Annotated in this window: 15 protein-coding genes; 8 read left to right on the top strand and 7 right to left on the bottom strand. The window is 75.7% G+C overall.

Going from position 1 to position 13,545, the window contains the following annotated elements; all coding sequences use genetic code 11:
* Positions 1–213 precede the first annotated feature (213 nt).
* The 8 genes from AB0H83_RS27350 to AB0H83_RS27315 all read left to right on the top strand — a co-directional run bounded on the left by AB0H83_RS27350 (position 214) and on the right by AB0H83_RS27315 (position 7,883).
* A complete protein-coding gene (locus AB0H83_RS27350; protein WP_360099282.1) occupies positions 214–798 on the top strand; it encodes a hypothetical protein in 585 nt (194 codons plus the stop codon).
* A 134-nt stretch (positions 799–932) separates the two neighbouring features.
* Entirely contained in the window at positions 933–1,073 is a 141-nt protein-coding gene (locus tag AB0H83_RS27345) for a hypothetical protein (RefSeq protein WP_360099280.1), read from the top strand.
* Positions 1,074–1,270: 197 nt separating this feature from the next.
* Complete coding sequence (locus AB0H83_RS27340; protein WP_360099278.1) at positions 1,271–3,616, top strand: heavy metal translocating P-type ATPase; 2,346 nt, start codon at positions 1,271–1,273, stop codon at positions 3,614–3,616.
* A gap of 249 nt (positions 3,617–3,865) precedes the next feature.
* Positions 3,866–5,248, top strand: coding sequence for an MBL fold metallo-hydrolase (locus tag AB0H83_RS27335; protein ID WP_360099276.1), 1,383 nt, complete (start codon positions 3,866–3,868; stop codon positions 5,246–5,248).
* 65 nt (positions 5,249–5,313) lie between these two features.
* Entirely contained in the window at positions 5,314–5,919 is a 606-nt protein-coding gene (locus AB0H83_RS27330) for a rhodanese-like domain-containing protein (RefSeq protein ID WP_360099274.1), read from the top strand.
* Positions 5,916–6,824, top strand: a complete 909-nt coding sequence (locus AB0H83_RS27325; protein ID WP_360099272.1) for a sulfite exporter TauE/SafE family protein — start codon at positions 5,916–5,918, stop codon at positions 6,822–6,824. Before AB0H83_RS27330 ends, AB0H83_RS27325 begins: the two co-directional genes overlap by 4 nt.
* Before the next feature lie 105 nt (positions 6,825–6,929).
* Positions 6,930–7,199 carry a metal-sensitive transcriptional regulator gene (locus AB0H83_RS27320; RefSeq protein ID WP_360099270.1) on the top strand — a complete coding sequence of 90 codons (270 nt, stop codon included), beginning with the start codon at positions 6,930–6,932 and terminating at the stop codon, positions 7,197–7,199.
* Between the two features lie 348 nt (positions 7,200–7,547).
* Positions 7,548–7,883 carry an ATP-binding protein gene (locus AB0H83_RS27315; RefSeq protein ID WP_360099268.1) on the top strand — a complete coding sequence of 112 codons (336 nt, stop codon included), beginning with the start codon at positions 7,548–7,550 and terminating at the stop codon, positions 7,881–7,883.
* A gap of 50 nt (positions 7,884–7,933) precedes the next feature.
* Here AB0H83_RS27315 and AB0H83_RS27310 read toward each other — a convergent pair whose 3' ends face one another.
* From AB0H83_RS27310 to AB0H83_RS27280, 7 genes are all read right to left on the bottom strand, one after another.
* The gene (locus tag AB0H83_RS27310) at positions 7,934–8,683 is read right to left on the bottom strand and encodes a hypothetical protein (protein WP_360099266.1); all 750 of its coding nucleotides are present in this window, start codon (positions 8,681–8,683) and stop codon (positions 7,934–7,936) included.
* On the bottom strand, positions 8,680–9,555 hold the full coding sequence (locus tag AB0H83_RS27305) for an ABC transporter ATP-binding protein (RefSeq protein WP_360099264.1): 876 nt from the start codon (positions 9,553–9,555) through the stop codon (positions 8,680–8,682). Before AB0H83_RS27305 ends, AB0H83_RS27310 begins: the two co-directional genes overlap by 4 nt.
* Entirely contained in the window at positions 9,552–9,761 is a 210-nt protein-coding gene (locus tag AB0H83_RS27300) for a PLD nuclease N-terminal domain-containing protein (RefSeq protein WP_360099262.1), read from the bottom strand. The genes AB0H83_RS27305 and AB0H83_RS27300 overlap by 4 nt, the downstream gene beginning before the upstream one ends.
* Before the next feature lie 95 nt (positions 9,762–9,856).
* Entirely contained in the window at positions 9,857–10,339 is a 483-nt protein-coding gene (locus AB0H83_RS27295) for a cyclic nucleotide-binding domain-containing protein (RefSeq protein WP_360099260.1), read from the bottom strand.
* Positions 10,340–10,480: 141 nt separating this feature from the next.
* Positions 10,481–11,329 carry a universal stress protein gene (locus AB0H83_RS27290; protein ID WP_360099258.1) on the bottom strand — a complete coding sequence of 283 codons (849 nt, stop codon included), beginning with the start codon at positions 11,327–11,329 and terminating at the stop codon, positions 10,481–10,483.
* A gap of 105 nt (positions 11,330–11,434) precedes the next feature.
* Positions 11,435–12,430, bottom strand: coding sequence for a nitroreductase family protein (locus tag AB0H83_RS27285; RefSeq protein WP_360099256.1), 996 nt, complete (start codon positions 12,428–12,430; stop codon positions 11,435–11,437).
* Positions 12,427–13,374 carry a universal stress protein gene (locus AB0H83_RS27280; protein WP_360099254.1) on the bottom strand — a complete coding sequence of 316 codons (948 nt, stop codon included), beginning with the start codon at positions 13,372–13,374 and terminating at the stop codon, positions 12,427–12,429. The genes AB0H83_RS27285 and AB0H83_RS27280 overlap by 4 nt, the downstream gene beginning before the upstream one ends.
* Between the last annotated feature and the right edge of the window lie 171 nt (positions 13,375–13,545).

Here is a 13,545-nt window from a genome sequence, read left to right as displayed (position 1 = left end):
GGGCGCGGCCGGTCTGATCCACGCCGCGGCGACCCCGGGCAGCAAGGGCTTCGCGGTCCCGGACACCGCCAAGGAACTCGTCGACGCCTGAACGAACACACCACCACGAAACCCGGGCCTCCACAGGGAGGCCCGGGTTTTCGGGCGTCGCAGGTCCGTCAGGTACCGGTTACGATGTGCGCTCGACGGGTGGGCCAAGGTGAAGGACGACGGGTGACGGCGATCAGCGGGCACGTCCGCGCCGGCGTCCGGTGCCTGCACGCGGCACCGGCACTGATCGCCGGTGTGCTCGGTTGCTTCGGCGCCCACGTGCTGGCCGGCCGGTTGCTCGCGCACACCCACGACGCCGCGCACGGCATGGCCGCCGGTGTGCCGCACATCCACGACCGGCTCGCGGCGTCCGCGGTGCTGGCCGGCTGCCTGGTCCTGGTCTCACTGGCGGCCGCCGTCGCCGCGGCCGGGCGCCGCGGCGCCACCCGTGCGGCCGTCATGTGGGCGAGCGCGCTGTCGATCCTCGCCTTCGTCGTCATCGACCGGGTGCCGTGCGGCGAGGCGTTGCGGCCCTCGTCACCGCTGCTGCTGCTCACCGGGATCGCCGTGCACATGTGCGTCGGCGCCGGCGTCGGGCTGCTCTGGTGGCGCTGGCTCGACGGGGTCCGGCCGGCCGTCACCGCCGGCCCGCCCGACCTGCCGATCCCGGCGCGGCGCGGCCGGACGCCGCGGCGGGCCGAGCGGCTCCGGCGGCGCTGGTGGGTGTCGCCGATCGCCGGGCGCGCCCCGCCCCGCTGCACCGTGTGAGACAGCGAACCGCCGCCCTCGCCGGTCCTGCGCCGACCGGACCCCTTTCGCCGCACACGGATGCGCTGCCGCCCGCCGGTCGACCCGTCGACCCGGCCCGGTGTCGTGCGGCGCCGACAGCATCGGGAGCACGCATGCCACTCGACGACAGCGACAACAACGACAACAGGGACGACGACTCAGCCGGGGTGCCGGGCTCAGGGGCGATGATCCTCATCGGGGTGATCGGCATCCTGGTCATCGTCGGCTTCCTGTACTCCGTGATGGCGCAGTAGGCGCGGCGGCCGCCCGGCACGGCGCACCGAGTCACCCGGCACCTCCGTGCCCGGCGCACACGGGTCGTCCGGCTCTGGCTGTACGGCTCAAGGCAGCGCAGCCTGGGAAGTGACCCCCCGGCGGTGCCGTCGTGCCCGCATCCGCGGACGCGGCACCCGGCCGGCCGGGACGGCGCTGATGGAGGGAGGGCCGTGCGGTGTGGTGGTGGCAGCGGCGGGAACAGGTGCTGTTCGTAGCGACCGGGCTGCTGACGGTGGCCGGCGTCCTCGGCTGGACGGCCGGCCGCGCCGGCATCGCGACGGCGGTCTGGACGGCCGCAACGTTGACCGGGTTGCTGTACTCGACGGGCTCGCTGGTGGCCGCGGTACGCGACCGCCGGCCGAGCGTGGACGTGATCGCGTGGCTGGCGCTGGCCGGCTCCCTGGCGGTCGGTGAGGCCTTCGCCGGCGCGGTGATCGCGGTGATGCTGGCCAGCGGCGCGCTGCTGGAGGCGCGCGCCGCGGCGCGGGCGCGGCGGGAGCTGCACGCGCTGGTGGCGCGGGCACCGCGCACGGCGCGGCTGCAGACCCCGGACGGGGTGCTCGAGGTGCCCGTCGGCCGGGTGGCGGTCGGTGACCGGCTGCTGGTGGGCTCGGGTGAGATCGTCCCGGTCGACGGCCGGTTGCTGGACGAGGCGGTGCTGGACGAGTCCGCGTTGACGGGTGAACCGCTGCCGGTGACCCGCCGGGCCGGCGACGACGTGCGCAGCGGGGTCGTCAACACCGAGGCACCGGTCGGGCTGGTGGCCACCACCACGGCGGAGGCGTCGACCTACGCGGGCGTGGTGCGGCTGGTCGAGCAGGCACAGGCCGGCAGCGCCCCGTTCGTGCGGGTCGCCGACCGCGTCGCCGTCGCGTTCGTGCCGGTGACGCTGCTGCTGGCCGTGGCCGCGTGGATGCTGGCCGGGGACCCCACGCGGGCGGTGGCGGTGCTGGTGGTGGCGACGCCGTGCCCGCTGCTGCTGGCCGCACCGATCGCGATCATGTCGGGGTTGTCCCGGGCGGCGCGCGGCGGGGTGATCGTCAAGGGCGGCGGCGCGCTGGAGCGGCTCGCGACCGGGAAGGTGCTGCTGTTCGACAAGACCGGCACGCTGACCGGCGGCAGGCCGGCCCTGACGGACGTGGTGACCCCGCCCGGCGGGATGGACGCCGACGAGGTGCTGCGCCTCGCGGCCGGCCTGGAGACGGCGTCCGCCCATGTGCTGGCCGGGGCGATCGTGAGCGCGGCCCACGACCGCGGCCTGCGGGCCGGCGCTCCCGACCAGGTGCGTGAGGTGCACGGCTACGGGGTCGAAGGGGTCGTCGACGGCCGGCAGGTCCGGCTGGGCAAGCCGGGTTGGATCGTCACCGGGCAGGCGCCGGGGTGGGTGCGGCACGCCCGCCGGCGGGCGGCCCTGGACGGGTCGCTGGCGGTGTTCGTCGCGGTGGACGGCGCACCGGCCGGCGTGCTGCTGCTGGAGGATCCGGTGCGGCCGCAGTCGCCACGGATGGTGCGCGCGTTGCGCGGCGCCGGCATCGCCCGGGTCGTGCTGGTCACCGGTGACCGCGCCGAGACCGCCGAGGCGGTGGGTCGCGTGGTGGGCGTCGACGCGGTCCACGCGGAGTGCGACCCGGCGGACAAGGTGGCGCTGGTGCATGCCGAGCAACGGCACGGACCGACGGTCATGGTCGGTGACGGCATCAACGACGCTCCGGCCCTGGCCGCCGCCGGGGTGGGGGTCGCGCTCGCGGCGCGCGGGGCGACGGCGTCGGCCGAGGCCGCCGACGTGGTGCTCACCGTGGACCGGATCGACGCGCTCGCCGACGCGATCCTCATCGCCCGCCGGTGCCGCAAGGTCGCCGCGGCGGCGGTCGGCGCCGGTATGGGTGCGTGCGCCGTGGCGATGGTGGTCGCGGCCGCCGGCTATCTGCCTCCGGCGGTCGGTGCGGTGCTCCAGGAAGGCATCGACGTCGCCGCGATCGGCATCGCGCTGACCGCGCTGCTGCCGGTACGCCTGCACACGGTCGCGATGCGCCCGGCGGACGTCGCGGTGGCGCGCCGTCTGTACACCGAGCACCGCGGCGTGCGGGACCTGGTGGAGCAGGTCCGGACGGTGGCCGACGACCTGCTGGATCCGCCGTACCAGCTGGAACCCGTACAGGCGCTGCTGGCCAGGCTGCAGAGCGAGCTGCTGCCGCACGAACGGGCCGAGGAGGCGCAGCTGTTGCCGATCATGAGCCGGGCGCTGGGCGGGACCGGGGCCGCCGGTGCGCTCAGCCGGACCCACGCCGAGATCGAGCACCAGGTCAGCCGGCTCCGCCGGAGCCTGGAGGACCTGGCCGACACCGCCCAGCCAGAGGACGTCGTCGACGTGCGGCGGGTGCTGTACGGGCTGTACGCAGTGCTCCGGCTGCACAACGCCCAGGAGGAAGAGGACGCGTTCAGCCTCATCCCGGCCGAGGCTTCAGCTGAGCCCCCGGTGGAGACCCCGGCTGGGCCGCGCCGGTCGGTGCCCGCCGGGTAGCCGCCAGCCGGAGCCGGATACCCCCGGGGGTGTGTGAGATATGCCGCGCCCGGGCCCGTTGACGCCGCCACCGGCCGCGTTATGGTTGGCGTATACCCCAGGGGGTATCCAAACCGGAGGTTTCCGGGGCGTAACCGGAGGTTTCCGGGGCGTAAGCGGTGGCAGAGGACCAGAGCGCGACCGCGCCGCGCCCCGGACCCGCCGCGCTCCGGGCGACGTCCGGGCCGGCTGTCCGAAAGGAACGATCCCGTGCCGCACATCCTGCCGATCGACACCGCGACCCTCGGCGACCGCAGCTACCTCGTCCACGACGGGCGGGTCGCGTTCGTGGTCGACCCGCAGCGCGACATCGACCGGGTCCTGGACCTCGCCGCCGCCGAGGGCGTGGTGATCACCCACGTGTTCGAGACCCACATCCACAACGACTACGTCACCGGCGGCTTCGCGCTCGCCGCGCGCACCGGCGCCGCGTACCACGTCAACGCCGACGACCCGGTCGCCTTCGACCGTGTCCCAGTCCGCGACGGGGACGTTGTCGCCGTCGGCGGGTCGATGACCGTGGAGGTGCTCGCCACCCCCGGGCACACCTTCACCCACCTGTCCTATGCCCTGCGCGAGCACGGCGAACCGGTGGCGGTGTTCTCCGGCGGCGCGCTGCTGTACGGCTCCGTCGGCCGGCCCGACCTGCTCGGGCCCGCCCACACCCACGACCTCGTCCGGCACCAGTACGCCTCCGCGCGGCGCCTCGCCGGCGTCGTGCCCGACACCGCCGCGCTGTACCCGAGCCACGGGTTCGGCAGCTTCTGCTCGGCCACGCAGAGCGACGCCACCGCGTCCACGATCGGCCATGAGAAGCGGGTCAACCCGGTGCTCCTCAGCGATGAGCAGACGTTCGTCGACGAGGTCCTGGCCGGCCTGGACGCCTGGCCCGCGTACTACGCGCACATGGGCCCGCGCAACGCCGCCGGCCCCGGCGAGCCGGACCTCACCACGCCGCAACGCGCCGACGCCGGGCAGTTGCGCGCCCGCCTCGCCGCCGGCGAGTGGGTCGTCGACCTGCGCAACCGGGTCGCGTTCGCCGCCGGCCACGTCGCGGGCACGCTGAACTTCGGCCTCGACGGCAGCTTCGCCACGTACCTCGGCTGGCTCATCCCCTGGGGGACCCCGCTCACCCTGCTCGCCGAGACCGCCGAGCAGGTCGCCGAGGCGCAGCGCGAGCTCGTCCGCATCGGCATCGACCGGCCGGCGGCCCACGCCACCGGGGCGCCCGCCGGCTGGAGCGCCGGACCGCTGGCCTCGTTCGCCAGGGCCACGTTCGCCGACCTCGCCCAGGTCCGGCACCACCGGCCGGTCAGCGTGCTGGACATCCGCCGCGACCTCGAGGTCGCCGCGGCACGGATCGACGGTGCCGTCCACGTACCGCTGCACCAACTGCTCGACCGTCTCGGCGAGGTGCCCGACGGCGAGGTCTGGGTGCACTGCGCCGGCGGCTACCGGGCGTCGATCGGTGCCTCGATCCTCGCCGCGGCCGGCCACCGGGTCGTCGCCGTCGACGACGCGTTCGACCGTGCCGCCGCCGCCGGACTGCCCGTCGCCACCGCGACGCGCGAGCCGTCCATGGCCGAGCGCTGACACCGCGCCCCACCGGACGGGCGCCGGCGTGCGCCCGTGATCCCGACCTGCCCCGATGAGGAGCCATGAGCACAACCGACCCCAGCCGTCCCGCCACCCTCGACGTGCCCACCCTGCGTCGCATGCTCGACGCCGGCGCCGCGCCGCGGATACTCGACGTGCGGACCCCCGGCGAGTTCCAGACCGGTCACATCCCGGGCGCCTACAACGTCCCGCTCGACCTGCTGCGGGAGCACCGCACCGAGCTTCTCGCGCACCTCGACGAGGAGGTCGTGCTCGTCTGCCGCTCCGGCGCCCGGGCCGACCAGGCCCGGCAGACCCTCGGCCGGGCCGGGCTGCCGAACCTGAAGATCCTCGGCGGCGGGATCGTCGCCTGGCAGGCCGCCGGCGCGCCGGTCAACCACGGCAGCCCTCGCTGGGACCTCGAACGGCAGGTGCGCCTCGTCGCCGGCGGGGTCGTCCTCGCCAGCGTCCTGCTCTCGGTGGCGGTGCCCGGCGCGCAGTGGGTCGCCGCCGCGATGGGTGCGGGGCTCACCGTCGCCGCGCTCACCAACACCTGCGCGATGGGCCTGCTGCTGTCCCGGCTGCCGTACAACCGGGGTGCGGCCTGCGACCTGGACACCGTCGTCGGGCAGCTCCGCGGCGCCGCGGAGGCCGGTGGGCGGCCGTGACCGCGCTGGTGCTGACCGTCGCGCTGGCCGGCGCCATCGGCGTCAGCCTCGGCCTGCTCGGCGGCGGCGGGTCCATCCTGGCCGTCCCCCTGCTCGTCTACGTCGCCGGGCTGCCCGCCAAGGAGGCCATCGCCACCTCCCTGCTCGTCGTCGGCGCCACCAGCGCCGTCGCCGTCATTCCCCACCTGCGCGCCGGTCGGGTCCGCTGGCGCACCGGCCTCATCTTCGGCCTGGCCGGGATGGCCGGTGCCTACACCGGCGGCCGCGTGGCCGCGTACGTCCCCGCCGGTGTCCTGCTCGCCGGGTTCGCGCTGATGATGCTGGCCACCGCCGCCGCGATGATCCGCGGCCGGCGCGGCGCCGCCGGCGAGCCGGTCCCGCACGAGCTGCCCCTGCTGCGGGTCGTCGTCGACGGGGTCGTGGTCGGGCTCGTCACCGGTCTCGTCGGCGCCGGCGGAGGCTTCCTCGTCGTGCCCGCCCTCGCGCTCCTCGGCGGCCTGGCCATGCCGGTCGCGGTCGGCACCTCGCTGGTCGTCATCGCCATGAAGTCCTTCGCCGGGTTCGCCGGCTACCTCTCCAGCGTCAGCGTCGACTGGGAGCTCGCCGTGGCCGTCACGCTCGCCGCCGCGGCAGGGAGCCTCCTCGGCGCCCGGCTCGCCGGGCGCATCCCCGCCGACGTGCTGCGCAAGGCGTTCGGCTGGTTCGTCGTCGCGATGGGAACCTTCGTCCTCGCCCAGCAACTGCCCGCAGGTGTACGCACCGACCCGGCGTTCATGGCGGCGCTCGGCACGGCCGCGGCCGTCGCGGCGGCGGCGCTCGTGGCGCGCCGGATGCGTCACGTGCGCCCGCCCGGCGAGCCCGGGGACCGGACGGGGACACTGGAGCACCAGGAAGCGGCCCCGTAGCCCGGGTGGTGACGTCCGGCACCGGTGCCGGACGTCACCGGCCGACACGACGGCGGCGGGTGCCCCCGGGGGTATCGTGGGGTCCCGGACGAAGGGAACGACGGCATGCAGATCGACGGCGACGCGCTCGGCGACGTGATCAAGCGCCTGCGGCGCGCCGAGGGGCAGATCCGCGGCGTGATCGCGATGCTCGAGGACGGCCGGGACTGCGCGGACGTCGTCACCCAGCTCGCCGCGGTGTCCAAGGCCCTGGACCGGGCCGGCTTCAAGATCATCGCCACGGGACTGCGGCAGTGCGTCACCGCGGAGCGCGAGGGCGAGGACCCCTCCATCGACGTGGCGCAGCTCGAGAAGCTCTTCCTCTCGCTCGCCTGACCGGGCGGGCGCCGCGCCCGCTGGCCGCGCTGCGGGCACGGGCGCGAGGAGCTCCGCGACGGCCTGCGCGTCCCGGGCGGCCCGGCCGGTGCGTCGTGGTCCTCATCGTGTCCTCCCATCGCCGGACCGTCGTGCATCTTCACCGTGCCGCGGGACGGTGAAGATGCACGGCGGAAGCGGTGCGGAGGGCGGCCGGAGGCCCGGGCGGGCCGCGCCGGTCAGCGCCCCGGATCGCGGGTCGACACCGCCGGCGTGCCGTCCCACACCGCCCGGGCGCCGGAGTCGCCGACCCGGTAGACCTGCACGAGGTTGGCCGCGGCGACGGCCACGGCGAGCACCGACAGGGCGATGCCGGACGCGCCGCGACCCGCCCGTCCGGACCGTGCGCGACGGCGCGTCCAGACCAGGGCCACGGCGACGGCGAGCAACGGCAGGGCGAGCCTGGACCCGTCCGAGGCGCGCGAGCTGATGCGCCGCTTCGCGCGCGGCAGCGGGCACGCCGACCGTGCGGGCCGCCGCTTCGGGCTGGGGCTCGCGCTGGTCAACGAGGTCGTCGAGGCGCACCGCGGGCACCTCGAGGTCACCGGTAGCCCCGGTCACGGCGCCCGGTTCGTCGTCGACCTTCCCGCCGTGCCGGCCGGTGACACGCCCGCGCCGGCGCCGGCCATGCCGCACCGCGACTGACGTGGGCACCCGTCCGCCGTCGAGCCTGCCGTGCCCGGCGGCCCGGTCCCTCAGAGCTCGCGGCGCTCGCCGAGGACGACCGCGCCTGCGAGGGCGGCGGCGGTGCCCACAACGGTGACGGCGGTCGCCGGCAGGTAGGAGCTGGGCGCCGTGCCGTCGACCAGCCCGGCCAGCGCGCCGGACAGGGTCGTCGGCAGCCACCGCCCGACGTCGCCGGCGCCGCCGAGGACGGCCATCGCCAGCAGCACCCCCAGCGTGACACCGGCGGCGGCGAGGACCCCGCGGACGACGGCCGCGGCCAGCGCGGTCGCCGCGACCGCGAACGCGAGGAACAGCGCGCCGAGCCCGATCCCGGTCAGCATCCGCGCCACCGGCGGTGGACCGAGCAGCACGCCCGTCTCGTACCAGGCGGCCAGCGAACCGAGCAGCAGCGCGGCGACCGCCGCGCCGGTGGTGACGACGTACGCGGGGACGATGACGTCCCGCACCCCGCTGACGCGGGTCCGCAGGAACACCGCCATCTCCCGGCGCGCGTCGACGGCGAATGCGGAGGCGGCGATCAGCACGACCACGATCAGCCCGACCTGGGAGATGTTGCCGACGTACTGCGCGATGCCGTCGGCCGGCCGCGGATCCGGCAGTTCGACGCGCACGCCCCCGGTGTCCACGGCGCCGAGGATGTCCTCGAGGTACCGCGCGGTCAGCGGCCCGGTGAGCCCGAAGAAGGCGTACACGCCGAGGAGCGCCACCAGCCGGCGGGTGCGGGTCAGGCGCAACCATTCCAGGCGCCACAGGTTCATGACGTCAGCTCCAGGAAGACGTCCTCGAGGTCGGCGGCCCGGGGGGCGAGGCTGATCACCCGGGCGTCGCAGGCGGCCAGTGCCCGCGGCAGCAGCAGCTCGGCCTCAGCGAGCGACCGCACCCCGACCCGCAGGGACTGCCCGTTGTCCTGCTCCACGGCGGTGACCCACGGCTCGGTGCGCAGCCGCTCGGCCACCCGGTCGACCGGTTCGTGCAGGCGCACCTGGTAGGCGGGGACGGCACGGCCGACGAGCAGGGCGTCGAGCGGCCCCTGGTAGAGCAGCCGGCCGGCGCGCAGGATCCCCACGGTGTCACAGACCTCCTGCACGTCGGCGAGGATGTGGCTGGACAGCAGCGTGGTCGCCGGCAGCCGCGCGATGAGGTCGAGGACCTCCCGCCGGCCGGCCGGGTCGAGGGCGGACGCCGGCTCGTCGAGCAGCAGCAGCTCCGGGTCGCCGACGACGGTGGCGGCGAGGCCGAGCCGTTGCAGCATGCCGCGGGAGTATCCGCCGACCCGGCGGTCTGCGGCGTCGGCGAGGCCCATGTCCTGCAGCACCGCGTCGATCCGGGACGCGGGGACCGGCGCGGCGACGAGCTGCCAGGCGAGCGCGACCACCTCCCGGCCGGTCAGCCACGGATCGAACTGCGGTGTGTCGGGCAGCAGGGCGACCCGGCGGCGCGGGCAGCCGCAGGAGATGGTGCCGGAGCTCGGGCGGCGCAACCCGGCGAGGATGGCCAGCAGTGTCGTCTTGCCCGCGCCGTTCGGCCCCACCAGCCCGTATACGGCGCCGTCCGGGACCGCGAGATCGACCCCGTCGAGCGCGACGTGATCGCCGTAGCGCCTGGACAGCGCGGCGGTCGACAGCATCATCGGTGATCCCTGCCGATCAGCAGGTACAGGATCCCGCCGAACGGGATCGACACGACACAGAGCAGTGCCCACACCCACTTCGGCAGGTGGCGCACCGGTGACCGGCTCAGGTCGTACAGGCAGTACCCGGCGAACCCGGCCGCGGCGAGCACGATCGGCGCCAGCGCCGCGACCGGGACGGAGCCGGTGGAGGCGAGGATTTCCACGTCCCCAGCGTCCGCCGCTTCGGCCGGCCGGGACAGAGTCGAAGGTCCCGGCCGCGACCGGGACCCGCACGCCGCACCGCCGGCGCGCGACGTGCCTAGTCGGCGGGCACGGCGCCGGCGGCCGGTTCGTTGTACAGGTCGAGCATCCGCATGCGGGTCGCCTGCATGCGCTCGACGACCACCTCGATGAGCCGCCTGGTCAACTCGTAGCCGAGCTCCGGCTCCGCGGCGCACATGGCGCGGATGCCGGCGGCGTCGAAGGCGATCGCGAGGACGGAGGTGTCCGCGGTCGCGCCGAAGTGCCAGCGGTACGGCGGGAACATCCACGACCAGCCGAGCACCTGCCCGGGGCCGATCGTCTCGAGCACCACGTCGCCCCGGCCGGGCAGGTGGGTGTCGAGGCTCACCAGGCCGTCGCGGATGAGCCAGAACCGGTCGGCCCGGCCGCCCTCGCGGAAGATGCGGGTGCCGGCGTGGAACGTGACGCGGTGCGAGTAGTGCGCCATGCGGTCGAGGAACCGGTCAGGTACACCGGCCATGAACGGGTGCGCGACGAGCAGGTCGTGTGCGGTAATCACTGATCTCACCTCCGCCTGGATGTGTGGTGGCGTCCGATTCCAGCAAACCCCGGCCGCCGGGGCCACCGGTAGGGCCGCTCGCCACGCCGGGCCGGGACCTACGGCCCTGCCCCGGGCCGCCGTCGCGCTGGCACCGCGGGGTCAGTCCGGCGGCCGCGGGTGGACGATCAGCACCGGGCACTCCGCGTGGTGCATGAGCTGCTGGCCGACGGACCCGAGGAGCAGCCCCGCGAAGCCGCCGTGCCCCCGGCTGCCCACGACGACCAGTTGAGCGGTGCGGGAGGCATCGATGAGCGCCGGTGCCGCGCGGCCGTTCGCGAGCAGCGGGCTGATCGTGACGGAGGGGTACTTCTCCTGCCATCCGGCGATCGACGCCTCCAGCACCTGCCGTTCGGTCGCCTCGATCACGCTGTACGGCAGCGCGGTGACCGCGGGCGGGACGTAGGCGCGCACGGCGAGCACCCCCGTGCCGCGCGAGCGGGCCTCCTCGAGCGCGACGCCGAGGGCGGCGTCGGAGCTGGCGGAGCCGTCGACCCCGACCACGACGGGGCCGTCGGTGGCGTCGTGCCGGCCCCGCACCACGACGACCGGCGTGCGGGCGTGGGTCGCGACCTGCAGACCGACCGAACCGACGAGCAGGTCGGTGAGCCCGCCGCCGCCCCGGTTGCCGACGACGAGCAGGTCCGCGCCGAGGCCGATCAGCGTCGGGGCGGGTGCGGCGTGGACCGCCGTGCCGGTGACGTCGATGCCGGTGCCCCGCCGGCGGATGTGGTCGACGATGTCGGCGACGAGCAGGTCCGCGCGCTGCTGCGCCTCAGCGATCATCTCCGTGACCGGCCCGTCGTACGCGGCGCCGGGCCAGGCCAGCTGGTAGGCGTACGCGACGTGCAGTCCTGCGCCGGTGCGCTCCGCCGCGGCGGCGGCCCAGTCGACCGCGTCACGGGCCTCGACCGATCCGTCGTAACCCACGACGATCCGCTGCGTGTGCATTGCATCCTCCTTCAGGGAGCGTCCGGGCCCGGACTGGAACCAGTCCCGTCGATGTGACAGGGGCGGTGGAACGGCACGGGCGGGACCTTCGACCCTCCGGCCGGGTCACGCCGCCCCGGGCGCCCGCTGCCGCCGCTGCCACGGCCGGGGCACCATGCACGCCGAGGCCGGACGCCTGGGACTGCCCGGCGCCGCCCGGCTGTAACCGATCCGCAGGATCATCTGCGGCCATCGGCGGCCGTCCGTACCGGCGAGCACCGTGCGCAGGTCCGGCAGCTCCAGCGCCTGCGTCATCGGCTGGACCGCGACGCCGCGGACGGTCGCCGTCAGCAGCACCCGCTGCAGCGCCTGGCCGCTGCGCAGCCACGCGGCGGGGTCGTCGCCGTCGCTGCACAGCATCAGCAGCTGCGGCGCCGCCTCGAACCGGGCGGTCTGCCGCTCGCCGTGCGGCACGGAGAGGCCGAAGTCGCGCACGGCGACGGCCGACATCGCCGGCCGCGGACCGAACGCCTGGGCGGGCACCCCGTCGTGCCGGGCACCGTCCGGCCCGGTCCACGCGATGATCTCCCGCCGGTACGCCGGATCGGCACGTTGCCGCGCGTCGGCGGTCCACGTCAGGCCGAGCACGGCATCGCGCCGGACCGGGTCCAGGGCGGTGAGCGCGGCACCGGTGCCGCCTGCGGCCGCCCGCAGCTGCTCGACCGTGCCGGCCGGGACGAGCGCACCGTGGTACGGCAGCCGGTTCGTCCGCCGGCGCGCGATCGCCGCCGCCAGCAGCCGTGTGCCCGGCGCGGGCATCCGCCGCTGCCCGAGCTCGACCCGGGCGACCTGGTCGGCGTCACCGGCCACCGGCACGAGCAGCGGGGTGTGCCCGGCGGCCGCGAGCGCCAGCCGCAGGTTGAACACGGCCGCGCCGAGGCTCAGGTACATGGCCCGCCGGTGCGGGTCGATCACGTCGAGCCCCCGGTCGTGATCGGCCAGCACGTCGAACCCGCCGTCGCGGACCCGGAACCGCCATGGCTGCGTGTTGTGGATGGACGGCGCGGCGACCGCGGCGCTCAGCCCGGCGGCGATCGTCCGGTCCGTCAACGGTCCGCTCATGAGGAACCTGCCTTCTCCGGGTGTGTGGTGTACGGGTGGACCCGGGCAGCGGGCCGGGCGACGACGACCGGGCAGTTGGCGTGGTGGACGGCGGCCTGGCTCACCGAACCGAGCAGCAGCCCGGTGAAGCCGCCGCCGCCGCGGGCGCCGACGACGAGCAGCTCCGCGCCCTTGGAGGCCTCGGCGAGCACACCGCCGGCGCGGCCGACGACCACGTCGAGCCGGACGTCGACCTGGGGGTACTTCTCCCGCCAGCCGGCCACCGACTCCGCGAGGGCCCGGTGCGCGCCGGCGACCGCGTCCTGCTCGCCGTAGATGGGTGCGGCGACGCCGTCACGCTGGCCGGCGACCTGCCACTGGCAGGCGTTGACCGCGGTGAGCCCGGCCGAGCGGAACGCGGCCTGCTCGAACGCGACCGCGAGGGCCAGGTCCGCGTCGTGGGAGCCGTCGACGCCGACGACGACCCGGCCGGCGTTCGGGCCATCGGGCCGCTCGCCGCCGCGGACGATCACCACCGGGCACGACGCGTGCGCCGCCAGCTCGACCCCGGTCGAGCCGACCAGCAGCGCGGCGAACCCGCCGAGGCCGCGGCTGCCGACCACGACGAGCGAGGCCTGCCGGGAGGCGGCCAGCAGCGCCGGGACGCAGAGCCGGTTCGTCGATCCGGTGCTGATCTGCAGGTCGCCGCCGACGTCGCGGGCGTGCGCGACGGCATCGGCGAGGATCTGCGCGGCGGTCTGTGGTGTGTCGGTCTCCGTGACGACCGGCAACGCGAGCCCGACCGGTGGGTACGCGAACTCCGGCCAGCCGTGCGCGTGGAGCAGGTGCAGCGGGCGGTGCCGCCGCGCGGCGTCGGCGGCGGCCCACCGCACCGCCCGAAGGCTGTCGGCCGAGCCGTCGACACCGACGACGACGGCGGTGGTCGCGATGGATGAGGTGGTCATGACGGCTCCTCGGGTCGGTCCTGCGTCGCCGGTGCGGCGGCATCGCCCGGATCGCCGGCGGCCTCTGCACTCACCATCGTCGCCGCGGCGAGTCGGCGGTAAGGCCGGAAGCCGGGCTGCGGGCAGGACCAAGGTCCCGAGATGCGGCCGGACCGCCGTCCGGGGCCGCGG

It is taken from the genome of Dactylosporangium sp. NPDC050688 (assembly GCF_040654515.1).
GTDB lineage: Bacteria > Actinomycetota > Actinomycetes > Mycobacteriales > Micromonosporaceae > Dactylosporangium.
The sequence above is the reverse complement of the archived record's forward strand: the minus strand, read 5'-3'. Positions and strand labels throughout refer to the sequence as shown.

Coding starts and splice junctions, on each gene's coding strand:
- AB0H83_RS27285 (WP_360099256.1), bottom strand. CDS start 12,430: ATGAGCGGACCGTTGACGGACCGGACGATCGCCGCCGGGCTGAGCGCC.
- AB0H83_RS27310 (WP_360099266.1), bottom strand. CDS start 8,683: ATGAACCTGTGGCGCCTGGAATGGTTGCGCCTGACCCGCACCCGCCGG.
- AB0H83_RS27315 (WP_360099268.1), top strand. CDS start 7,548: ATGCCGGACGCGCCGCGACCCGCCCGTCCGGACCGTGCGCGACGGCGC.
- AB0H83_RS27345 (WP_360099280.1), top strand. CDS start 933: ATGCCACTCGACGACAGCGACAACAACGACAACAGGGACGACGACTCA.
- AB0H83_RS27290 (WP_360099258.1), bottom strand. CDS start 11,329: ATGCACACGCAGCGGATCGTCGTGGGTTACGACGGATCGGTCGAGGCC.
- AB0H83_RS27305 (WP_360099264.1), bottom strand. CDS start 9,555: ATGATGCTGTCGACCGCCGCGCTGTCCAGGCGCTACGGCGATCACGTC.
- AB0H83_RS27330 (WP_360099274.1), top strand. CDS start 5,314: ATGAGCACAACCGACCCCAGCCGTCCCGCCACCCTCGACGTGCCCACC.
- AB0H83_RS27320 (WP_360099270.1), top strand. CDS start 6,930: ATGCAGATCGACGGCGACGCGCTCGGCGACGTGATCAAGCGCCTGCGG.
- AB0H83_RS27280 (WP_360099254.1), bottom strand. CDS start 13,374: ATGACCACCTCATCCATCGCGACCACCGCCGTCGTCGTCGGTGTCGAC.